This is a genomic window from Paractinoplanes abujensis (assembly GCF_014204895.1).
GTDB lineage: Bacteria > Actinomycetota > Actinomycetes > Mycobacteriales > Micromonosporaceae > Actinoplanes > Actinoplanes abujensis.
Genome location: NZ_JACHMF010000001.1, coordinates 9,175,088 through 9,197,789 on the forward strand (window position 1 = coordinate 9,175,088; position 22,702 = coordinate 9,197,789).

Consider the following 22,702-nt stretch of genomic DNA (forward strand, 5'->3'; position numbering starts at 1 on the left):
TCATGCCGAAGCGTGAAGATCTCAAGCACGTCATGGTGATCGGCTCCGGTCCGATCGTCATCGGCCAGGCCTGCGAGTTCGACTACTCGGGCACCCAGGCCTGCCGGGTGCTGCGGGCCGAGGGCATCCGGGTCTCGCTGGTCAACTCCAACCCGGCCACGATCATGACCGACCCCGAGTTCGCCGACGCCACCTACGTCGAGCCGATCACCCCGGAATTCGTCGAGCTGGTCATCGCCAAGGAGCGCCCCGACGCGATCCTGCCCACGCTGGGCGGGCAGACCGCGCTCAACACCGCGATCGCGCTGCACGAGAGCGGCGTCCTGGAGAAGTACGGCGTCGAGCTGATCGGCGCGGACGTCGACGCGATCCGCCGCGGCGAGGACCGTCAGCTGTTCAAGGAGATCGTGGCCAAGGCGGGCGGCGAGACCCCGCGCTCGCGCGTCTGCCACTCGATGGACGAGGTCAAGGCCACCGTGGCCGACCTCGGCCTGCCGGTGGTCATCCGGCCCTCGTTCACCATGGGCGGCCTGGGCTCGGGCATGGCCCACACCGACGAGGACCTCGAGCGCATCGCGGGCGCCGGCCTGGCCGCCTCGCCCGTGCACGAGGTGCTCATCGAGGAGAGCGTGCTCGGCTGGAAGGAGTACGAGCTCGAGCTGATGCGCGACAAGCACGACAACGTCGTGGTCGTCTGCTCGATCGAGAACGTCGACCCGATGGGCGTGCACACCGGCGACTCGGTGACCGTGGCCCCGGCCATGACCCTGACCGACCGGGAGTATCAGAACCTGCGCGACCTCGGCATCGCCGTGCTGCGCGAGGTCGGCGTGGACACCGGCGGCTGCAACATCCAGTTCGCCATCAACCCGGACAACGGGCGCCTGGTCGTGATCGAGATGAACCCGCGCGTGTCGCGGTCGTCGGCGCTGGCCTCCAAGGCGACCGGCTTCCCGATCGCGAAGATCGCGGCCAAGCTGGCCATCGGTTACACGCTCGACGAGATCCCCAACGACATCACGCTCAAGACGCCGGCCGCGTTCGAGCCGGCCCTCGACTACGTGGTCGTGAAGATTCCGCGGTTCGCGTTCGAGAAGTTCCCGGGGGCCGACCCCGAGCTGACCACGACCATGAAGTCGGTCGGTGAGGCGATGTCCATCGGGCGCAACTTCGCCGAGGCCCTCAACAAGGCGATGCGGTCGCTCGAAACATCTGCCGCGGGCTTCTGGACCTCATCGGACAAGTCGGACTCAGTGGAAGAAGCACTGGCCGCGTTGCGCGTTCCGCACGACGGCCGTCTGTACACCGTCGAGCGGGCGCTGCGGCTGGGCGCGACGGTCGAGCAGGTGCACGAGGCCAGCGGACGGATCGACCCGTGGTTCCTCGACGAGATCAAGGCGCTGGTCGACCTCCGTGCGGAGATCATCGACGCGCCGGTGCTCGACGGGAAGCTGCTGCGCCGGGCCAAGCGCTCGGGCGTCTCCGACAAGCAGCTGGCCGCTTTGCGTCCTGAGCTGGCCGGCGAGGACGGGGTGCGCACGCTGCGGCACCGGCTGGGCATCCGCCCGGTCTACAAGACCGTCGACACGTGTGCGGCCGAGTTCGAGGCCGACACCCCGTACCACTACTCGACGTACGACGAGGAGACCGAGGTCGCGCCGTCGGACCGGCCCAAGGTGCTCATCCTCGGCTCGGGTCCGAACCGCATCGGCCAGGGCATCGAGTTCGACTACTCGTGCGTGCACGCCGTGATGGCGTTGCGCGGGGTCGATTTCGAGACCGTGATGGTCAACTGCAACCCCGAGACGGTCTCGACCGACTACGACACGGCCGACCGGCTCTACTTCGAGCCGCTCACCTTCGAGGACGTCTACGAGGTGTTCCACTCGGAGGACTCCAGCGGCAAGGCGGCCGGCGGCCCCGGTGTGGTCGGCGTGATCGTGCAGCTCGGCGGGCAGACCCCGCTCGGCCTGGCCAACCGGCTCAAGGCCGCGGGCGTGCCGATCGTCGGCACCTCGCCCGAGTCGATCGACCTGGCCGAGGACCGCGGGCTGTTCGGCGCCGTGCTGGCCAAGGCCGGCCTGCGCTCGCCCGACCACGGCACCGCCACCAGCTTCGACGAGGCCAAGACGATCGCCGACACGATCGGCTACCCGGTGCTGGTCCGCCCGTCGTACGTGCTGGGCGGGCGCGGCATGGAGATCGTCTACGACGAGGCGACGCTGAAGGGCTACATCGAGCGGGCCACCGAGATCTCGCCCGACCACCCGGTGCTGGTCGACCGGTTCCTCGACGACGCGATCGAGATCGACGTGGACGCGCTCTGCGACGACACCGGCGAGGTCTACCTGGGCGGCGTGATGGAGCACATCGAGGAGGCCGGCATCCACTCCGGCGACTCGTCGTGCTCGCTGCCGCCGATCACCCTCGCGGGCTCGCACCTGGCCGAGGTGCGCCGCTACACGGAGGCGATCGCCCGCGGCGTCGGGGTGCGCGGCCTGCTCAACGTGCAGTACGCGCTCAAGGACGACACCCTCTACGTGCTCGAGGCCAACCCGCGGGCCTCCCGTACGGTCCCGTTCGTCTCCAAGGCGACCGCGGTGCCGCTGGCCAAGGCGGCCGCCCGGATCATGCTGGGCGCGACGGTCGCCGAGCTGCGGGCCGAGGGGATCCTGCTGCCGGAAGGCGACGGCGGCACGGTGCCCGAGGGCGCGCCGATCGCGATCAAGGAGGCGGTGCTGCCGTTCAAGCGGTTCCGCACCCCGGCCGGCCAGGGCGTGGACAGCCTGCTCGGCCCCGAGATGAAGTCGACCGGCGAGGTGATGGGCATCGACGCCGGCTTCGGTCAGGCGTTCGCCAAGTCGCAGGCCGCGGCGTACGGGTCGCTCCCGACCGCCGGCAAGATCTTCGTCTCGGTGGCCAACCGCGACAAGCGGGCCATGGTCTTCCCGATCAAGCGGCTGGCCGACCTCGGCTTCACGATCGTCACCACGGCCGGCACCGGCGAGGTGCTGCGACGCTACGGCGTGGTCTGCGAGGTCGTCCCCAAGCACTACGAGAGCCCCGGCAAGAACGCGGTGGAGCTCATCCTGGCCGGCGAGATCGCGATGATCATCAACACGCCGTCGGGGGCCCACGCCCGCAACGACGGGTACGAGATCCGCAGCGCCGCGGTCACCGCGGACATCCCGAGCATCACCACGGTGCCGGGGGCGGCGGCCGCGGTGATGGGCATCGAGGCGTTGATGCGCGGCGACATGACCGTGCGGCCGCTGCAGGAGTTGCACGCCGTCCTGCGAGGCGCCGAGTGACCTTGTTCGAGTCCGCCGTCCGCCCGGTCCTGTTCCGGGTGGGCGGCGGCGACGCCGAGACGGCGCACGAGTTCACGCTCAAGCGCCTGGCCGCGCTGCCCGCCCCCGTCCGGTCCGCGCTGCGCTCGCGCTACGCGACCGACAAACCGGTCGAGGTGTTCGGGGTGCGCTTCGCCAACTCGGTCGGGCTGGCCGCGGGCATGGACAAGAACGGTGTCGCGCTGCCGGCCTGGCCCGCCCTCGGGTTCGGCTTCGTCGAGGTCGGCACGGTCACCGCGCGGGCGCAGCCCGGCAACGACAAGCCGCGCCTGTTCCGTCTGCGGGACAGCGCGGCGATCATCAACCGGATGGGCTTCAACAACGCCGGAGCGGCCGCGCTGGCCGAGCGGCTGAAGACCCTGGGCCCGATCGGTGTGCCGCTGGGTGTGTCGCTCGGCAAGTCCAAGGTCACCCCGCTGGGCGAGGCGGTGGAGGACTATCTGACCTCCTACCGGCTGCTGCACCCGTACGCGGACTACATCGCCGTCAACGTCTCGTCGCCCAACACACCGGGGCTGCGGACACTGCAGGACAAGGACGCGGTCGCGGAACTGCTGGGCGCGCTGCGCGGCGAGACCCCCGTACTGGTGAAAATCGCCCCGGATCTCACCGAACCGGCCATCGCCGAACTGCTCGAGGTCTGCCTCAGTCACGGCGCGGCCGGGGTCATCGCGACCAACACGACCCTGGCCCGGGAGGGGCTCGCGGCCGCCGACCAGCCGCGCGCCACCGAGGCGGGCGGGCTGTCCGGGGCGCCGCTGACCGAGAAGGCCCGCAAAGTGGTCCATTTCGTCCACACCGAGACCGGTGGACGACTGCCGATCATCGGGGTGGGCGGGGTTATGTGCGCCGACGACGCGGCGCGGTTGTTCGACGCGGGTGCGGCGCTGATCCAGCTCTACAGCGGTTTCATTTATCACGGTCCCGCGCTGGTGCGGGCGGCGGCGCGCTCGATATGACCGACCTGCTGGCGCTCGACCGGGCGCACGTCTGGCACCCGTACGGGCCGATGCCCGGACGCAGCGAGCCCTATCTGGTCGAGAGCGCGCAGGGGGTGCGTCTGCGGCTGGCCGGCGGCCGCGAGGTGGTCGACGGGATGTCGTCCTGGTGGGCGGCCATCCACGGCTACCGGCACCCGGTGCTCGACGCGGCGTTGGTCGAGCAGTCCCAGCGGATGAGCCACGTGATGTTCGGCGGGCTCACCCACGAGCCCGCCGTCCGGCTCGCCACCACACTGGTCGACCTCGCGCCGGACGGTCTCGAACACGTTTTCCTGTGCGACTCCGGTTCGGTCGGGGTCGAGGTGGCGATCAAGATGGCGTTGCAGGCCCAGCTCGCCCTCGGGCGGCCCGGCCGGCGCAAGCTCGCGACGTGGCGCGGCGGCTATCACGGCGACACGTTCCACCCGATGAGCGTGTGCGACCCGGTCGGCGGCATGCATTCGCTGTGGACCGGGGTGCTGCCGGCCCAGATCTTCGCCGGCCCGCCGCCCGCCGCTTACGACGACGCGTACGCCGCCTCGCTCGTCGACATGATCTCGCGCCACGCCGACGAGATCGCGGCTGTGATCGTCGAGCCGGTCGTGCAGGGCGCCGGGGGTATGCGGTTTCACGATCCGGCGTATTTGCGCGTCCTGCGCGACGTGACGGCCGAGCACGGCATCTTCCTGATCTTCGATGAGATCGCGACGGGCTTCGGGCGTACGGGATCCTTCTTCGCCGCCGAGCTGGCCGGGGTGACTCCCGACATCATGTGCGTCGGGAAAGCCCTGACCGGTGGCTACCTGACCTTGGCCGCGACGCTGTGCACTCCCCGGGTGGCCGCGGCGATCTCGGCGGGGGAGGGTGGCGGCCTCGCCCACGGCCCGACGTTCATGGGTAACCCGCTGGCCTGCGCGGTGGCCAACGCGTCGCTGGGCCTGCTGCGAGCCGGCGATTGGACCTCCCGCGTACGGATGATCGAAAGCGGTCTCCGTGACGGGCTGACGCCGCTGCGGGACGCGCCCGGTGTCGCCGACGTGCGGGTCCTCGGCGCGATCGGGGTCGTCCAGCTGGATCGCCCCGTCGACATGGCGGCCGCGACCGAGGCGGCCGTCGAGGCGGGCGTGTGGCTGCGCCCGTTCCGCGACCTGATCTACACGATGCCGCCGTTCGTGACATCGCCCGAGGACGTCGCCCTGATCGTCTCCGGGATCGCCGCCGCGGTGGCGGCAACCTGACTGACTACTTGACCGCCCAATCTTGAGGAGTCCCTGTGGAGACCTTCGGCAAGCGCCTCGCAGAGGCCACGGAGAAGAGGGGCCGGCTCTGCGTCGGCATCGATCCGCACGCCGCCCTGCTGACCAGGTGGGGCCTCTCGGACGACATCGCCGGCCTGGAACGCTTCGCCCGTACGGTGGTCGAAGCCCTGGCCGATCGGGTGGCCGTGCTCAAGCCGCAGTCCGCGTTTTTCGAGAGATTTGGGTCACGTGGCATCGGAATTCTTGAGTCAACTATCCGACAGTCCCGCGAGGCCGGTGCGCTGGTTCTTCTCGACGTGAAGCGCGGCGACATCGGCTCGACGATGGCCGCGTACGCCGACGCCTACCTCGATCCGTCCAGTTCTCTCTGTGCTGACGCGATTACTGTCAGTCCCTATCTCGGAGTCGGCTCGTTGCAGCCGGCGTTCGACGTCGCGGCGCGCAACGGCGGTGGCGTGTTTGTCCTGGCCCTGACGTCCAATCCGGAGGGACCGTCCGTCCAGCATGCTGTCGCATCGGACAAAAGGACCGTGGGGCAGGCGGTGATCGACGAGATTTCCCAGCTCAACGCCGGTGCGGAGCCGCTCGGAAGCCTCGGGCTCGTAATCGGAGCGACGATCGGCGATACGGGCCACGATCTGTCGCGAGTAAACGGTCCGCTGCTCGCTCCGGGGCTCGGCGCGCAGGGCGCGACCCCCTCCGACCTGCGATCCGTCTTCGGCGAAAGCCTGCGCAACGTGCTGCCGTCGTACTCACGGGAAGTCCTCGCGGCGGGACCCGGCGTGGTCGAGTTGCGGGCCGCCGCGGAGCGTGCGGTGGCCGACTGTGAAACCGCTCTCGGGTGAAACGCGCCTGCTTATCAGGCCGTAGGACAGCCGGATCGGGGGTACCCCCACGTTGCCGAAAGCGCCATTGACCGCTAGTTTTCCCGGCGCCGGGAACCACATGCCCCTTTGGTTCCCTGGCACACCACGTTTCACAGAAGCGGCGGCTTTCTACCGCCGCCGCGATAGGGACCTGAGGAGAACTGGTGCCGCTCCCGTCACTGAGCCCCGAGCAGCGCGCTGCCGCGCTGGAAAAGGCTGCGGAAGTTCGCAAGGCTCGGGCTGAGCTGAAGGAACAGCTCAAGTCCGGCAAGACCACCCTCGCCGCTGTGCTTGACCGCGCGGAGGAGGACGAGGTCGTCGGCAAGCTGAAGGTCTCGGCCGTGCTTCAGGCGCTGCCGGGCATCGGCAAGATCCGCGCGACCCAGATCATGGAGAAGCTCAAGATCGCTGACAGCCGCCGGCTGCGCGGTCTCGGCGACCAGCAGCGCAAGGCCCTCCTGGGGGAGTTCGCTGCGAACTGACTCATGGGCTCGTGTTGAATGAGCCTGTGAGCATGGATGACGACGCGCGCCCGGCAGCCCGCCTCACCGTCCTGTCCGGCCCCTCCGGGGTCGGCAAGGACAGCGTGATCGAGCTGATCCGGGCGCGCTCGCCTTGGATCAAGCTGTCCGTCTCCGTGACGACGCGGAAGATGCGCGACTACGAGACCGACGGCGAGCACTACCACTTCGTGAACCGGCAGGAATTCCAGCGACTGATCGACGGCGGTCAGCTGCTCGAATGGGCCGAGTTCGCCGGCAACCTCTACGGCACGCCACGGGCGCAGGTCGAAGGTTGGCTGGGTCAGGGCCGGCCGGTCCTGCTCAAGATCGATCTGCAGGGCGCCCGGCAGGTGCGGGCCACGATGCCCGACGCCCAACTGGTGTTCCTGGCCCCACCCAGCGTCGAAGAACTGCGGCGCCGGCTGATCGGCCGGGGCACCGACGACGAGGAGACCATCCGCCGCCGGTTGGCCCACGCCGACGAGGAACTGGCCGCCGAGAAGGAATTCGACCGCACGGTGGTCAACGACTTCGTCGAGCGGGCCGCCGATGAGCTGGTAGGATTGCTCGGTTCGTCATATCTGACGCCAGCGCAAGCCCCAGAGCATTAAGGACTTTGAAACTGTGGGAACCATCGCGAACCCCGAAGGCATCACCAACCCGCCGATCGACGAGCTGCTCGACAAGACCTCGTCGAAGTACTCGCTGGTGATCTTCGCGGCTAAGCGCGCCCGCCAGGTCAACGCCTACTACAGCCAGCTCGGTGAGGGCCTCCTCGAATACGTGGGCCCGCTGGTCGAGACCACGCCGCAGGAGAAGCCGCTCTCGATCGCCATGCGTGAGATCAACGCTGGCCTGCTGACCGCCGAGGCCACCGACAACCCGTGACCCGGGCTGCCTGACCGGGGCCTTCGTCACCGGTCCAACGCCGCGCACCGCGCGGTCCCATTGATCCCGCGTCCCCGGGTTGCCGGGCGCGGGATCTTTGCTGTCCGGCTCGCTGCCCCACCAGCCGCCGCTCGCCGCTTCGCGCTCTTGTGCTTCCTCGGTTTCCGCGGCGTCGCGGCCCGTGCCTGCGCTTCCCGCACCTGCTGCGCCCGCGCACTGCGCGCGCGTCCTGCGTGTCCGCGTCCTGCGTGTCCGCGTCCTGCGTGTCCGCGTCCTCGTGCCCGGGTCCCGCGACCTCGTGCCCGCGTTCCGCGCGTCTGCGCTCTGCACGGCCGCCCCGCGCGAAGCGCCCCGCGCCCTGCGTGCCCGCCCTGCGCGAAGCGCTGCGCGCCCCGCTTATCGCGCGCGTCCTCCGCGCCGCGCCCTCTGCGCCTGCACCCCGCACCCACGCCCTGCGCGCCTGCGCCTCCGCGCGTTCCGCCCCGCAATCGCGCCCTGCGCGCCTGCGCCTCCGCGCGTTCCGCCCCGCAATCGCGCCCTGCGCGCCTGCGCCTCCGCGCGTTCCGCCCCGCAATCGCGCCCTGCGCGCCTGCGCCTCCGCGCGTTCCGCCCCGCAAATCGCGCCCTGCGCGCCTCCGCCCCCCGCCCCGCGCCCGCGTCCCGCCCCCGCGCCCGGCGCCCCGCCCCGCGCCTCGCCCCGCACTCCGCCTCTGCGCGGCTCTGGGGTCTTTGCTCTGTGTGCCGCTGTCCCGGTCCGCCCTTATACGCCTTTCTCGCATCCGCGCCGTCCCTGTGGATATCTCCGTGCTCCTTGTCCACAGGCCTGGGGTCCGGACCGCGCGGGGGCTTTGAGCGGGCTAGCGTTGGCTCCGACAGCGCTCGGAAGGGGTCTCGCGGTGACTGAAGTGGTGCTCGGGGTGGGCGGTGGCATCGCCGCCTACAAGGCCTGTGAACTGCTTCGGTTGTTCACCGAGTCGGGCGACCGGGTGCGCGTGGTGCCGACGGCTTCGGCGCTGAAGTTCGTCGGGGCGCCGACGTGGGCCGCCCTGTCGGGGCAGCCCGTGGCGACCGACGTGTGGGACGACGCGCACGAGGTGCCGCACGTGCGGATCGGGCGGGCGGCCGAGCTGGTCGTCGTCGCCCCGGCGACCGCCGACCTGCTGGCCAAGGCCGCGCACGGCATCGCCGACGACTTGCTGACCAACACGCTGCTCACGGCGACCTGCCCGATCGTGTACGCGCCGGCCATGCATACCGAGATGTGGGAGAACCCGGCCACTCAAGCCAATGTCGCGACCCTGCGGGCCCGCGGTGCGGTGGTGATCGAGCCGGCGGTGGGCCGGCTGACCGGCAAGGACACCGGTAAGGGTCGTCTCCCCGATCCTTCGGCGATTTGGGAGCTGGCTCGACGCGTACGGAAACGCGGTCTTGATCTTGATTTTGCCGGGCGGCACGTGGTGGTGACGGCGGGCGGCACGCGCGAGCCGCTCGACCCGGTGCGTTTTCTCGGCAACCGGTCGTCCGGCAAGCAGGGCTACGCGCTGGCCAAGGCGGCCGCGGCCCGGGGCGCACGGACGACGCTGATCGCGGCCAACGTGACGCTGCCCGATCCGGCGGGGGTCGACATCGTGCGCGTCGGCACGACCGAGGAGCTGCGGTTGGCGGTTGTGAAAGCCGCGGCCGACGCCGACGTCGTGGTGATGTCGGCCGCTCCGGCGGACTTCCGGCCCGTCACCGTGGCCGCGGAAAAGATCAAGAAGACGGAGGGCGGCACCCCGGCGCCGATCGAGCTGGCCACCAACCCGGACATCGCGGCCGAACTGGGCGCGAGCAAACGACCTGGGCAGATCCTGGTCGCGTTCGCAGCCGAAACGCACGACGCGATCGAACACGCGCGGGCGAAACTGGTCAAGAAACGTGCCGACCTGATCGTCGTTAACGAGGTTGGAGTGGACCGCGTGTTCGGGGCCGACCACAATGAGGTCACGCTGCTGGGAGCGGACGGAAGCACCGACAGTCATGCCGAACTCCCTAAAGACGATGTGGCCGATATGATTTACGACCGTGTCGCGACGCTCCTGGAACGCCAGGTCGCAGACGATGGGACGGCACAGCACCCACGCGAGTCCGGTCCGGCACGGTGACTACACTTCCGCGTTACGTTGTATTCGACAAATCTGAGGAGCACCGTGGCACGCCGCCTGTTCACCTCCGAGTCGGTCACGGAAGGCCACCCGGACAAGATCGCTGACCAGATCAGCGACGGCATTCTCGACGCCCTGCTGGCGCAGGACCCCCGCAGCCGGGTCGCGGTGGAAACCTTGATCACGACCGGCCAGGTGCACGTGGCGGGCGAGGTCACCACCCAGTCGTACGCCGACATTCCGAGCATCGTGCGCGACACGATCCTCAAGATCGGATACGACTCGTCCAAGAAGGGCTTCGACGGCGCGTCCTGCGGCGTCAGCGTCTCGATCGGCTCGCAGTCGCCCGACATCGCGCAGGGTGTCGACAGCGCGATCGAGCTGCGCGAGGGTGACAGCGAGCACGTGCTCGACGCCCAGGGCGCCGGCGACCAGGGCATGATGTTCGGTTTCGCCTGCTCGGAGACCCCCGAGCTGATGCCGCTGCCGATCGCCCTCGCGCACCGCCTGGCCCGCCGGCTGTCGGCCGCCCGCAAGGACGGCACGATTCCCTACCTGCGGCCCGACGGCAAGACCCAGGTCACGATCGAGTACGACGGTCTCAAGCCGGTCCGCCTCGACACGGTGGTCGTCTCGTCGCAGCACGCGGCCGACATCTCGCTCGAGTCGCTGCTCACGCCCGACATCCGCGAGCACGTGATCGCGCCCGAGCTGGAGGGCCTGGGGCTCGACACCGAGGGTTACCGCCTGCTGGTCAACCCGACCGGCCGCTTCGAGATCGGCGGCCCGATGGGCGACGCCGGCCTCACCGGCCGCAAGATCATCGTCGACACGTACGGCGGGTACGCCCGCCACGGCGGCGGCGCGTTCTCCGGCAAGGACCCGTCCAAGGTGGACCGTTCCGCGGCGTACGCGATGCGCTGGGTGGCCAAGAACGTGGTGGCGGCCGGTCTGGCCGAGCGTTGCGAGACCCAGGTGGCGTACGCGATCGGCAAGGCTCACCCGGTGTCGCTGTTCGTCGAGACGTTCGGCACCGAGAACGTGCCGGTCGAGCGGATCGAGAAGGCCATCAACGCCGTCTTCGACCTGCGCCCGGCCGCCATCATCCGCGACCTCGACCTGCTGCGCCCGATCTACCAGCAGACGGCCGCCTACGGTCACTTCGGCCGGGACATCCCCGAGCTGCTCTGGGAGAGCACCGAGCGCGCGCAGGACCTGAAGAACGCCGCCGCCTGACCTTTCTCCACCTCGACGCCCCCGCGATCACCTTCGCGGGGGCGTTGTTGTTTCCGGGTCAGCTCGTCGGGTCTAGAAGAGAGCGGACGGGTCGATCTCGATGCGGACCGTGAGGGGGGCCTTCTTGGCGCTGCGGACCGCGGCCGCCTCGTGCAGCGCCTTGGCCAGCGGGGCCAGACCGGAGCGGGGGACCCGGAGCAGCATGCGTTCCTGTTCCTCGTCGGCAGGGACCGGGCCCAGCAGTTCCGTGTCGGACGGTAGCTTCGCGATGGCCAGGAAGTCGGCGACCGCCTCGGCTTTGCCGGTGAGGCTGGCCATCCGGGAGGCCGGGGGGAACGCCAGCTCGCGGCGTTCGGCCAGCTCGCGCGAGGCGAACCAGGCCGGATCCCAGCGGATCAACGCCTGCACCGTGGCCAGCGAGCCGTCGGCCACCACGACGACACGCCCACCGGCCGCGGCCGGCTTGGCCAGGGCGGCGGCGTTCAGCCAGCGGCGCATGGTCTCCTCCGCGGCCCGCAGGTCGGCCCGGGTGAGCAGGGCCCACGCGTCCAGCAGCAGCACCGCGCCGTAGCCGCCCTCGGCGACCGGTTCGGCCCCCGGCGTCGCGACCACGACGGCGGGCTCACCCGGCACCGAGTCGAGGATCTCGTCCCGCCCCGACGTGCGCACCGGCGAACCGGGAAAAGCCCGGCCCAGCTCCTCCGCCGTCCGCTTGGCGCCGGTGATCGAGGCCCGCAACCGCCGCCCGCCGCAGGCCGGGCAGGCGTAGGCGGCCGCCGCGCGGCCACACCAGTGGCAGACGGGAACTTCGCGCGCCCCGTGCAGACCCAGCGGCCCCGAACACTGTGGACAACGCGCCGGGGTCCGGCAGTCGTTGCAGGCGATCGACGGCAGGTAGCCCCGCCGCGGCACCTGCACCAACACGGGCGCGCCCGTCTTCAACGCCTGCCGGGCCGTCTCCCAGACCAGGCTGGGCAGCCGGGCGGTGGCCGCGGCCGGGTCGCGGGCCATCTGCGGGTCGTCCCCGGTCGGCGCGATCGCCGGTGCGTGCCGGCGGAGCACGTCACGGGTGGCGCTGATCTCGCGGGCCCAGCCGGTCTCGAGCAGCAACTGCCCCTCGCCCGTACGAGCGAAGCCCCCCACCAACGCCGCACAACCGGCCAGCTGAGCCCTGGTCAACAGCACCTCGCGGGCGTGCGGATAGGGCGAGCGGGGCTCCGCGTGCAGGTCGTCGCCGTCGTCCCAGATCACGACCAGCCCCAGCTCAGCCACCGGCGCCCACATCGCGGCCCGGGTGCCGACCACGACGGGCACCTGATGCCGGCTGGCCGCCAGGAACCGCCGGTAGCGCTCGGCCGGCCCCAGCGCCGCGTTGAGCGCCACGTGCCGCCCCGGCCCGAGCACCGCCCCCAGGGCCCGATCAACCCGTTCCAGGTCCCGCGCGTCGGCCACCACGATCACCACACCACGCCCACCCCGCGCGGTCGCCTCGGCGGCCTCGGCGATCCGTGCCGCCCAGTCCTCACCGGGCAACGCACCCCACACCGCCCGGGCGTTCCGCCCGTCGGCGAGCGCCCGCAAGAACGCCGGCCCAGCGACGTACTGCCCCCACCGCCCGAAGCCGTCACCCCGCACCGAACCACCGCCACCACCCGAGCCCCCGGGGCCGGCACTGCCGCCCGAGGCGTCCGAGCTCACGCTGTCATCCGCGCCCTCCGGGCCGGCGCCCGGGCCGTCCGGGCCGACGCTGCCGCCCGAGGCGTCCGAGCTCACGCTGTCATCCGCGCCCTCCGGGCCGGCGCCCGGGCCGTCCGGGCCGACGCTGCCGCCCGAGGCGTCCGAGCTCACGCTGTCATCCGCGCCCTCCGGGCCGGCGCCCGGGCCGTCTGGGCCGACGCTGCCGCCCAGCTCGTTGCTCTCCGGCGCGACGGCGCCCGGCTCGCTGCCCTCCGGCGCTCTGACGCCCGGCTCGTCGTCCGCGTCGCCGCTCCCTTCCGCGGCAGCGCGGCTGCCCGCCGCCAATTCGTCTGCGTCGTCGACCACCTCGGTGTCCGCGTCGTGGCCGGCCACATCCGACTCATCGCTGCCGTCGGCCAACGAGGGGTGATCGTTGTTTTTGGGTGCTTTCGAGGGCTGGGCCTCGACGCGGGCGTGGCGAGGGGGGACGGCCAGGCGCAGCACGTCGTACAGATTGCCCGCGTAGCGATCGGCCACCGCGCGGGCCGCCCGGGCGATCTCGGGGTCGAGGACCCGCTCGGGGGAGACCACCCTGTCGAGATAGGCCAGCTTGCCACCGTGGGGCGAGGACTCCGCCCGCTCGAGCAGGAAGCCGCTGACCAGCTGACCCGCGAACCGAACCCGCACCCGCACACCCGGCTGCGCCGCCTCGTCGTCGGCCGCCGCGACCAGATAGTCGAACGGGCGGTCGAGGTGGGCCAGCGGCACGTCCACGCACACGCGAGCCACAGGTAACCGTTCCGCCGGCACCCGTTCGCTGCGTCCACCCTTTGTCGCCATCGCTGAACATTCTGCCCGCCCCCTCCGACAATCCTGGTCGCTCCCAGATCCTTGCCGGATCGCGTTTTCGTGGCGTCAACCCACGGGTGGAACCCGAAGTCGAACCCCGGGTCGACGCAGCCCCGGCCCGCATTCCCTACGGTGGGAGGCGTCAGTTCCTCGATGGACCGTGGGAGGCAGAGCGCAGTGGTGACGATCACCCACGAGGGGCCCATGGATGCGGCCGCGGCGGTTGCGATGCTGTTGGACCCGCGCGCGAATCACGACCCTGTCCCGGCCTACGAGGCGCTGCACCACCACGGCCCCGTCGTGCGGGCGGGCCGAGGCTACTACTTCGTCTCGGGCTACGCGGAGGTCGACGCGGTGCTGCGCGACCCGGGCATGGAGGCCTACGACGCGCGCCGGCTCGACAGCCAGTGGTCCGACTGGCGTGACAACCGGGCGGTCGCGCTGTTCGCCGACTCGATGCTGAGGACCAACCCGCCGCAGCACACGCGGATGCGCCGCCTCGCCGCCGGGGTGTTCACCGCGCGCCGGGTGAGCGCCCTCCGCGAGGTGATCACGGCCCAGGTCGACGAGGCGATCGAGGCGCTGCCCGAGCGGGCCCAGGGCGGGGTCGTCGACCTGGTCGGCCAGCTGACCTATCCGCTGCCCATCGGGGTGATCACCGCCCTGCTCGGGGTGCCCGCGGCCGATCGGGGGCGGTTCCGGCGGCTGGCCGAGGCACTCACGGCCGTGCTCGAGGTCCGCTGGACCGAGGAGGATCGGCGACTCGCCCACGAGGCCGCGCTCGAGCTGGAGGACTACTTCACCGATCTGGTCGCGTTGCGCCGCGAGCATCCGCAGGACGACCTGGTCACCGCCCTGGCCGCGGCCCACGACGCCGGTGGTGAGCAGCTGACCGGCGCCGAGTTGCTGGGCAACCTCACGCTGCTGCTGGTGGCGGGCTTCGAGACGACGACCAACCTGCTGGGCAACGGCATCGTGCTGCTGCTCGAGCACCCGGCCTACGCCGAGCGGCTGCGCGCCGACCCGGGGCTGGCCCCGGCGTATGTGGAGGAGGTGCTGCGGATCGAGTCGCCGGTGCAGCTGACCGAGCGTTACACGTCACGCCCGGCCGTGATCGGGGGGATCGAGGTGCCGGCCGACGCGGAACTGGTGCTGCTGCTCGGGGCGGCCAACCGGGATCCGGCCCGGTTCGGCGATCCCGGCGTCTTCGACCCGGACCGGCCAGGCAACGCGCCGTTGTCGTTCGGCGCGGGCGCTCACTATTGCCTGGGCGCGCCGCTGGCCCGGCTGGAGGCCCAGATCACCCTGCCCGCTCTGCTGCGCCGTTTCCCCGAGCTGGCGCCGGCCGGGCCACCCACACGCCGCCCCCGCATGAATCTGCGCGGCTGGTCTTCCTTGCCGGTGACGCTGGGCCCGCCGGCGGGTGGTGGCACGGCGCCGGGCCCACCGGCCGGTGGTGGCACGGCGCTGAGCCCGTCGGCCGGTGGTGGCGCGACGCCCGGCCCGCCGGGGGCCGGGGCGTGACGCCGGGCACGTCGGAGGGTGCGAGCGTGACGCGAACCGTGCCTGGTCCGAGGCACTCCGTAGACTAGTCGGGTGCCGAGCCGAGATGTCAGGAGTCTGCCCGCGTGACCGTCCAGTCCATCCGTCTGTTCGGCGATCCGGTGCTCCGGACGCCGGCCGATCCCGTCGTCGACTTCGACAAGGAACTGCGCACCCTGGTCAAGGACCTGACCGACAGCATGCTGGAGGAGGGCGGGGCCGGCCTGGCCGCTCCGCAGATCGGTGTCGGACTGCGCGTTTTCTCGTTCGACGTGGATGACGTCGTGGGGCACATCATCAACCCCGAGCTGTCGTTCCCCGACGACGAGGAGCAGGACGGTCCCGAGGGCTGTCTGTCGATCCCGGGCATCTACATCGACACCAAGCGCCGGCAGAACGTCGTGGCCGCCGGGTTCAACGAGCACGGCGACCCGATCCAGATCGTCGGCACCGGCCTGATGGCGCGTTGCGTGCAGCACGAGACCGATCACCTCGACGGCGTGCTGTTCCTCGACCGCCTCGATGCCGCCTCGCGCAAGGACGCGATGAAGCAGATCCGCGCCGCCGACTGGTACGACGCGGGCAAGCCGCCGACGATCAAGGAGAGCCCGCACGGCCGGGGCCTCTTCGGTCTGGGGCGGTGAGCGGGATGCGTCTGATCTTCGCCGGCACGCCGGCCGTCGCCGTGCCCAGCCTCGACGCGATCGCGGCCTCGGGGCACGAGTTGCTCGCCGTGGTCACCCGTCCCGACGCGCCCGCCGGGCGGGGCCGTCGTCTGGTGCGTTCGCCCGCCGCCGCGTGGGCCGACGAGCGGGGCATCGAGGTGCTCACGCCGGAGAGGCCGCGCGAGCCCGAGTTCCAGGAGCGGCTGCGGTCGCTCGCGCCCGACTGCGTCCCCGTGGTGGCTTACGGCGCTCTGGTGCCGCCGAGTGCGCTCGAGATCCCCAAGCACGGCTGGGTCAACCTGCACTTCTCGCTGCTGCCCGCCTGGCGGGGCGCGGCCCCCGTGCAGCACGCCGTCCTGCACGGCGACGAGGTGACCGGGGCCAGCGTGTTCGAGCTGGAGGCGGGCCTCGACACCGGCCCGGTCTACGGCACGCTGACCGAGGACATCCGGCCCACCGACACGTCCGGCGACCTGCTCGAACGGCTCGCCACCGAGGGAGCGGGCCTGCTCGTCGCGGTGCTCGACGCGATCGAGTCCGGCTCGGCCCGGGCGCATCCGCAACCGGCCGACGGCGTCACTCTCGCGCCCAAGCTGACCGTGGAGGACGCGCGCATCCGCTGGGGTGACCCGGCGTTCGCGGTCGATCGGCGGATCCGCGCGTGCACCCCGGCGCCGGGCGCGTGGACGACCCTGCGCGACGACCGGCTCAAGCTGGGTCCGGTTCGGCCGGTGGCCAACGGTCCCGAGCTGGCGCCGGGTGACCTGCTCGTCGAGCGGACGCAGGTGCTCGTGGGCACGGCGACCACGCCGGTGGTGCTGGGCGAGGTGCGCGCCGCGGGCAAGAAGCCGATGGCGGCCACCGACTGGGCCCGCGGCCTCCGCATCCAGCAGGGAGAGAAGCTTCAGTGACCGAGCACAGGGCAGATCGGCCGCACGGTTCGGGGCGGCCCCGGCGCCCCGGCGGCCCCGGGTTCGACCGGGACGCACGTTCGGGGCGGGCTCCCCGCGGTGGGCGGCCGCCGTCGGATCCGGCGCGGCAAGCGGCGTACGAGGCCATTGCGGCCGTGCACCGCGACGACGCGTACGCGAACCTGGTTCTTCCCGAGATCCTGCGGGGCATGGCGCTGTCCGGGCGGGACGCCGCGTTCGCGACCGAGCTGACCTACGGCACGCTGCGCATGCTGGGCACGCTCGACCTGATCGTGGCCGACGCGGCCGGGCGTGAGGTGTCCCGGATCGACCCGCCGGCGCGCGACGCGCTGCGGCTGGGCGCCTACCAGCTGCTGCACACCCGGGTGCCCGCGCACGCCGCCGTCAACCAGACCGTCGACCTGGTGCGTTCGGTCGCGCCGGGGGCGGCCGGATTCGCGAACGCCGTGATGCGCACGATCGCCGAGACGCCGCTGGAGAAGTGGCTCGAGCGGCTCGCGCCCGACTACGAGGCCAACCCGATCGGCAATCTCGCGGTCCATCACAACCACCCCGAGTGGATCATCCGGGCGTTCTCGGAGGCGCTGGGCGGCGATCTGGCCGAGACCACCCGGCTGCTGATCGAGGACAACCAGCCGCCGGTGGTGCACCTGTGCGCCCGCCCGGGCCGGGCCGACGCGGTCGAGCTGGCCGACGAGGTCGACGGGGTGCCGGGGGCGTTCTCGCCGTACGCGGTCTATCTCAACGGCGGCTCCCCGCGCGAGCTGTCCGCCATCCGGCAGGGTCGCGCGCACGTGCAGGACGAGGGCTCCCAGCTGGTGGCGGCCGCGCTGCTGGCCGCGCCGATCGAGGGGCAGGACACGCGCTGGCTCGACCTGTGCGCCGGGCCGGGCGGCAAGACCGGCCTGATCGGGGCGATCGCCGCGGGCCGGGGCGCCGAGGTGACCGCCGTCGAGGTGGCCGAGCACCGTGCCCGGCTGGTCGAGCAGGCCACCGAGGGCATGCCGGTGACCGTGCTGCCGATGGACGGGCGTTCCGTGGGCCGCGACCCCGACCTGCCCGAGGAGGCGTTCGACCGGGTGCTGGTCGACGCGCCGTGCACCGGGCTCGGCTCGCTGCGGCGGCGGCCCGAGTCGCGCTGGCGCCGGCAGCCCGCCGACCTGCCGCCGCTGACCAAACTGCAGCGGGAACTGCTGGTGGCGGCCCTGCGGGCGGTGCGGGTGGGTGGCGTCGTGGCCTACGTGACGTGTTCACCGCACATGGTCGAGACCCAGGTGACCGTGACCGAGGGGTCGCGCCGCAGCGGGGTCGGGGTCGACTTCGTGGACGCGCGGCCGCTGCTGCCGCCGGGCATGCCGGGGCTGGGTTCGGGGCCGACGGTGCAGCTGTGGCCGCACCGCCACGGCACCGACGCGATGTTCCTCGCTGTCCTGAGGAGGACCAGCTGACGGGGGCGGCGGGCTAGCGGTAGATGTAGTGGATTTTGAGCTTGCGGGTGCCCGCGTTCCGGTAGGAGCCGGTCATCCGCTCGCCGTTGAGCCACAGGAAGCAGCGGACCGCGCGGTCGCCCAGCTTCCACGACGCCGCGTCAGGCGGGAAACCGAGCCAGCCCACCCGGTTGCGCACGGTCCCGTCGTCCGGGATGCCGGCGAACTCGGCGATCGTCGTGTCGCAGCCTTTCTCCAGCTCGCCGGGGGTCAGGCCGGACACGGTGGCGCGCTTGCTCACGAACAGGCCCGCGAACTCCGACGTGTGCCCGGTTGAGCAGGCCACCGGGTGCATCGCGGTCACCCGTTCGTCCACGACCTCGGGGTTCGCGCAGGTCATCCGGAGCTTGCCCGCCCCGGCGAGCGCACCCTTGAGGCTGCCCGACCGGCGCACCAGCTCCCCGTTCACGGGTGAGGTCTCCATGAGGTCGCAGCGAAACCACCGGGCGCCGCCCCGCCAGGCCGCCTGGCCGGGCAGCACCGGTTGCAGCACCAGCCAGCCCGTACGCCAGTCGCCGCCGAGAAACGCGTTGACCCGCTTCGAGCACTCCCGGAACGCCCGGCCCCGGTCGGCCGAGACACCGCCGTCCGTCACATCGGCGATCACCGCCGTCTCGGTCAGGTGCGGTCCGGTGCACGCGACCGGCGACCAGTTGTCGATCGTGCCCTCCGCGACGACGTCGGGGTGGCACGCGGCCGTCGGCCGGAACTGCTGGGCCGCGGGCACGGCGGGCCAGGCGTCGGTGAGGTCGCCGTCGACGCCTTCCGGCAGGTCGGCACACCCGGCCGGCAGGAGCGCGAGCGCGGCGGCGGCCAGTCCGGCAGCCCACCGTCGCATGCTGTCCCCCCGTCGAGCGGTCAAGGGCCGTCACTCTATCGGGAAGACAGCGAGACCGGTCCATCGCCGGCGAGGGCGGGCTGAGGCGTGGTTGAGGCGAGGCGGGGCCGGGGCGGTGGGTGTGGAGGGCGCGGCTGGAGGTGTGGCGAGCGGGGGTGTGGAGGGCGCGGCTGGAGGGCGAGGCGAGCGGGGTGGGAAGGGCGGGACGAGCGGGGGTGTGAGAGGAACCGATGGAGGGCGGGCGGGCCGGGGTGTGAGGGGCGCCGCTGGAGGGCGGAGCGGCCGGCGCGGGGTGCGGTTGGCCACGGGCGGCGACAGCGAGGCCATAGACTTCGTCCCGTGGAACCGTCGCTGATCATTGCTCCCAGCATCCTGGCCGCCGATTTCGCCCGTCTGGCCGACGAGGTGCACGCCATCGAAGGTGCGGCCGACTGGGTGCATGTCGACGTCATGGACAACCACTTCGTGCCCAATCTGACAATCGGGCTCCCGGTTGTGCAGAGTCTGCGCAAGGCGACCAGCATCCCGTTCGACGTGCATCTGATGATCACTGATCCGGAGCGGTGGGCACCGGGCTACGCCGAGGCCGGGGCCTACAACGTCACCTTCCATGCCGAGGCCACCGACGACCCTGTGGCACTGGCGAAGACCCTGCGTGCGGCGGGGGCCAAGGCCGGCCTTGCGATCGACCGCGACACTCCTGTCGAGCCCTATCTCGACCTGCTGCCCCATGTGGACACGGTGCTGATCATGACGATCAAGGCCGGGTTCGGCGGCCAGAAGTTCCTGCCCGAAACGCTCGGTAAGGTGCGCGAGGTGCGCCGCCGCATCGAGGCCGGTCATCTCGAAGTGCGCCTGGAGGTGGACGGCGGCATCGCGGCCGACACAATTGAACAGGCGGCGGAAGCGGGCGCCGACGCCTTCGTGGCCGGCACGGCGGTCTACGGGGCGCAGGATCCCGCCGCGGCCATTCGTAAGCTGCGAGAGCTGGCGGGAGGAGCCGGATGAGCACTGGGGTCGCCGATCCCAAGCCGGAGGAGCTGGGTCCCGAGCCCGAGGACCGCCCCGATCTGATCCTGGTCGTCGACGACGATCAGGACATCGCCAGCTTCGTCGAGTTCAACCTCAAGGTCCACGGGTACGAGGTGATCCGCGCCCCCGACGGCCAGGCTGCGCTCGACCTGATGCAGAACAACCGGCCCGACCTGGCCGTGGTCGACTGGATGATGCCGCGCATGGACGGCGTCGAGCTGACCCGCCGGCTGCGCGCCGAGCCGCTCACCTCGGCCCTCCCAGTGATCATGCTGACCGCCAAGAGCATGACCGTCGACAAGGTCGTGGGGCTGACCGCCGGGGTCGACGACTACCTGGTCAAGCCGTTCGACACGGCCGAGCTGATCGCGCGGGTGGCCTCCACGCTGCGCCGCAACAAGGAGTTCCGCGAGGTCTCGCCGCTGACCGGTCTGCCCGGCAACGCGCGGGTGCGGCGCGAGATCGCCGACCGGATGAAGCTGGGCGGCGAGTATTCGGTGGGCTACATCGACGTCGACCGGTTCAAGAGCGTCAACGACGTCTACGGCTTCGACCGGGGCGACGAATTCATCACCGCGCTCGCCCGCAGCCTGCACCGGGCGGTCACCACTGTCGGCCCGCCCTCGATCTTCCTGGGCCACATCGGCGGCGACGACTTCGTTTTCATCTGTACGCCTGACCAGGTGCTGCCGTTGACGAAACGCACGGTCACGGACTTCGAGCAGGCGGCCGACCAGTTGTACGACGCCCGCGACGCCGAGCGTGGCTACATCGAGGTGCCCGACCGCCGCGGCAACAAGAACCGGGCCGCCCTGGTGACCCTGTCGATCGGCGTCGCCCAGGCCACAGTCGACGGGCGCCGCTTCACCGACCCGCGCGTGGTGATCGCTGTGGCGTCCGAGATGAAGAAGGTGGCCAAGTCGCAGCCCGGGTCGTATGTGGCGATCGACCGTCGGCGTGCGGACGGCGAAGAAGGATAAGCGCTGGTCAAACCCCATCTAACCGGTCAAGATGTGAGATGCCTCGCCCGAGGGGTGTCAAAAGTTTGTTGTCGTGTCAAACTCGGGATTGACCCACCACGCGCTGGCGGGACTCGGTGAAATTCCGAACCGGCGGTGATCCGATCGTTGATCGGTAAGCCCGCGACCCGGACGTCGTTACCCGACGACGGACGGTGGACCTGGTGAAAACCCAGGGCCGACGGTTGATCAGGCAGCAGCCCGATCAGACAGTCCGGATGGGAGACAGCGCGCGGAATCGGATCATGGCCAGTCCATGTCCGGGGTGCGCGAAGCGTACCCTCGTGTCCGATTCTCGGCGTTTCCTCCCCGTGCACAGCGCGTGTTTTGTCCGCGCTGTGAGAGGAAGACGACGATGGTGACCGAGGACGAGGCGATGCGCCGCGCGATCGCGCTGGCCGCCCGGGGCCTCGGCACGACCAGCCCCAACCCGGTGGTCGGCTGCATCCTGCTCGACAGCGACGGTGAGATCGTCGGCGAGGGCTTCCACGCGTACGCCGGCGGGCCGCACGCCGAGATCGTCGCGCTCGCGCAGGCCGGTGAGCGGGCTCAGGGCGGCACGGCCGTCGTCACGCTGGAGCCCTGCAACCACACCGGCCGTACGGGGCCCTGCAGCCGGGCCCTGATCAACGCGGGCATCCGGCGGGTCGTGATCGCCGTCGACGACCCCACGCCCGTCGCGGCGGGTGGCGCGGTCACCATGCGCGCCGCCGGGCTTCAGGTCGAGACCGGTGTGCGCCGCCTGGAGGCGAGCGAGGGCAACGTGGCCTGGCTGACCGCCGTGCGCCGCGGCCGGCCGTACGTGACCTGGAAGTTCGCCGCCACGCTGGACGGCCGGTCGGCCGCCGCGGACGGCACCAGCCAGTGGATCACGTCGGCGCCCGCCCGCTCGGACGTGCACGTGCTGCGCAGCACGGTCGACGCGATCGTGGCCGGCGTCGGCACCGTCATCGCCGACGACCCCCAGCTCACCGTGCGCGACCTCAAGGACGGCACGCTCGCCATCAAGCAGCCGCTCCGGGTGGTCGTCGACTCCGAGGGGCGTACGCCGGAGAAAGCGCGAGTGAGGGACGCCGCCGCACCGACCTGGATCGCCACGAAGCACGAGCTCGGCGCGGGGACGGACGGCCGCGTCGACCTGCACGCGCTGCTGGCCGCCATGTTCGGCCGGGGCATCCGCTCGGTGCTGCTGGAGGGCGGCCCCACGCTGGCCGGCGCGTTCCTGGAGGCGGGGCTGGTCGACCAGGTGATCGGCTATGTGGCGCCCAAGCTGCTCGGCGCGGGCAAGACGGCCCTGGTCGACGCGGGCGTCGCCACGATCGGCGACGCCATCGAGCTCGACCTCAAGGACATCGCGCAGATCGGCCCCGACCTGCGCTTCACCGCCGCCCTCCGGCAGAAGGAGAGCTGATGCAGGCATCCTCGCCAAAGGGAT

The 22,702-nt window shown here is 71.5% G+C and carries 18 protein-coding genes and 1 riboswitch; of the genes, 16 read left to right on the forward strand and 2 right to left on the reverse strand.

Annotated features, from left to right (window positions below; translation table 11 throughout):
• The first annotated feature begins 2 nt into the window (after positions 1-2).
• The 9 genes from carB to metK all read left to right on the forward strand — a co-directional run bounded on the left by carB (position 3) and on the right by metK (position 11,226).
• On the forward strand, positions 3-3,311 hold the full coding sequence (gene carB / locus BKA14_RS42350) for a carbamoyl-phosphate synthase large subunit (protein ID WP_184956341.1): 3,309 nt from the start codon (positions 3-5) through the stop codon (positions 3,309-3,311).
• Entirely contained in the window at positions 3,308-4,309 is a 1,002-nt protein-coding gene (locus BKA14_RS42355; RefSeq protein ID WP_184956342.1) for a quinone-dependent dihydroorotate dehydrogenase, read from the forward strand. Before carB ends, BKA14_RS42355 begins: the two co-directional genes overlap by 4 nt.
• Positions 4,306-5,568: an adenosylmethionine--8-amino-7-oxononanoate transaminase gene (locus BKA14_RS42360; RefSeq protein WP_184956343.1), complete on the forward strand. Its 1,263-nt coding sequence runs from the start codon at positions 4,306-4,308 to the stop codon at positions 5,566-5,568. The genes BKA14_RS42355 and BKA14_RS42360 overlap by 4 nt, the downstream gene beginning before the upstream one ends.
• A 35-nt stretch (positions 5,569-5,603) precedes the next feature.
• Complete coding sequence (pyrF, locus tag BKA14_RS42365; RefSeq protein WP_184956344.1) at positions 5,604-6,434, forward strand: orotidine-5'-phosphate decarboxylase; 831 nt, start codon at positions 5,604-5,606, stop codon at positions 6,432-6,434.
• Between the two features lie 185 nt (positions 6,435-6,619).
• Positions 6,620-6,937, forward strand: coding sequence for an integration host factor, actinobacterial type (gene mihF / locus BKA14_RS42370; RefSeq protein WP_020517554.1), 318 nt, complete (start codon positions 6,620-6,622; stop codon positions 6,935-6,937).
• 32 nt (positions 6,938-6,969) lie between these two features.
• Positions 6,970-7,569 carry a guanylate kinase gene (gmk, locus tag BKA14_RS42375; RefSeq protein ID WP_184956345.1) on the forward strand — a complete coding sequence of 200 codons (600 nt, stop codon included), beginning with the start codon at positions 6,970-6,972 and terminating at the stop codon, positions 7,567-7,569.
• Between the two features lie 13 nt (positions 7,570-7,582).
• Positions 7,583-7,846, forward strand: coding sequence for a DNA-directed RNA polymerase subunit omega (rpoZ, locus tag BKA14_RS42380; protein WP_015623990.1), 264 nt, complete (start codon positions 7,583-7,585; stop codon positions 7,844-7,846).
• Positions 7,847-8,742: 896 nt separating this feature from the next.
• Positions 8,743-9,990, forward strand: a complete 1,248-nt coding sequence (coaBC, locus tag BKA14_RS42385; RefSeq protein WP_184956346.1) for a bifunctional phosphopantothenoylcysteine decarboxylase/phosphopantothenate--cysteine ligase CoaBC — start codon at positions 8,743-8,745, stop codon at positions 9,988-9,990.
• 45 nt (positions 9,991-10,035) lie between these two features.
• Positions 10,036-11,226 (forward strand): methionine adenosyltransferase, encoded by a 1,191-nt coding sequence (metK, locus tag BKA14_RS42390; RefSeq protein ID WP_184956347.1) that lies wholly within the window; start codon positions 10,036-10,038, stop codon positions 11,224-11,226.
• 72 nt (positions 11,227-11,298) lie between these two features.
• Here the strand turns inward: metK and BKA14_RS42395 are convergent, their stop codons facing one another.
• A complete protein-coding gene (locus BKA14_RS42395; RefSeq protein WP_311776129.1) occupies positions 11,299-13,677 on the reverse strand; it encodes a primosomal protein N' family DNA-binding protein in 2,379 nt (792 codons plus the stop codon).
• Positions 13,678-13,956: 279 nt separating this feature from the next.
• Here BKA14_RS42395 and BKA14_RS42400 point away from each other — a divergent pair, with 279 nt between their 5' ends.
• The 4 genes from BKA14_RS42400 to BKA14_RS42415 all read left to right on the forward strand — a co-directional run bounded on the left by BKA14_RS42400 (position 13,957) and on the right by BKA14_RS42415 (position 18,339).
• On the forward strand, positions 13,957-15,276 hold the full coding sequence (locus BKA14_RS42400; RefSeq protein WP_184957276.1) for a cytochrome P450: 1,320 nt from the start codon (positions 13,957-13,959) through the stop codon (positions 15,274-15,276).
• A 104-nt stretch (positions 15,277-15,380) separates the two neighbouring features.
• Positions 15,381-15,938 (forward strand): peptide deformylase, encoded by a 558-nt coding sequence (gene def, locus BKA14_RS42405; RefSeq protein WP_184956349.1) that lies wholly within the window; start codon positions 15,381-15,383, stop codon positions 15,936-15,938.
• A gap of 5 nt (positions 15,939-15,943) precedes the next feature.
• Positions 15,944-16,870, forward strand: coding sequence for a methionyl-tRNA formyltransferase (gene fmt, locus BKA14_RS42410; protein ID WP_184956350.1), 927 nt, complete (start codon positions 15,944-15,946; stop codon positions 16,868-16,870).
• Positions 16,867-18,339 carry an RsmB/NOP family class I SAM-dependent RNA methyltransferase gene (locus tag BKA14_RS42415; protein WP_438861937.1) on the forward strand — a complete coding sequence of 491 codons (1,473 nt, stop codon included), beginning with the start codon at positions 16,867-16,869 and terminating at the stop codon, positions 18,337-18,339. Before fmt ends, BKA14_RS42415 begins: the two co-directional genes overlap by 4 nt.
• Positions 18,340-18,352: 13 nt before the next feature.
• On the opposite strand, the gene BKA14_RS42420 is transcribed toward BKA14_RS42415, so the two are convergent.
• Complete coding sequence (locus BKA14_RS42420; RefSeq protein WP_184956351.1) at positions 18,353-19,216, reverse strand: septum formation family protein; 864 nt, start codon at positions 19,214-19,216, stop codon at positions 18,353-18,355.
• Between the two features lie 339 nt (positions 19,217-19,555).
• On the opposite strand from BKA14_RS42420, the gene rpe reads away from it, so the two are divergent.
• The 3 genes from rpe (at position 19,556) to ribD (ending at position 22,678) form a co-directional block, all read left to right on the forward strand.
• On the forward strand, positions 19,556-20,224 hold the full coding sequence (gene rpe / locus BKA14_RS42425; RefSeq protein WP_184956352.1) for a ribulose-phosphate 3-epimerase: 669 nt from the start codon (positions 19,556-19,558) through the stop codon (positions 20,222-20,224).
• Positions 20,221-21,228 carry a GGDEF domain-containing response regulator gene (locus tag BKA14_RS42430; protein WP_184956353.1) on the forward strand — a complete coding sequence of 336 codons (1,008 nt, stop codon included), beginning with the start codon at positions 20,221-20,223 and terminating at the stop codon, positions 21,226-21,228. The genes rpe and BKA14_RS42430 overlap by 4 nt, the downstream gene beginning before the upstream one ends.
• Positions 21,229-21,326: 98 nt before the next feature.
• Positions 21,327-21,501, forward strand: a riboswitch (FMN riboswitch).
• Positions 21,502-21,622: 121 nt separating this feature from the next.
• Positions 21,623-22,678, forward strand: coding sequence for a bifunctional diaminohydroxyphosphoribosylaminopyrimidine deaminase/5-amino-6-(5-phosphoribosylamino)uracil reductase RibD (ribD, locus tag BKA14_RS42435; protein ID WP_184956354.1), 1,056 nt, complete (start codon positions 21,623-21,625; stop codon positions 22,676-22,678).
• The last annotated feature ends 24 nt before the right edge of the window (positions 22,679-22,702 follow it).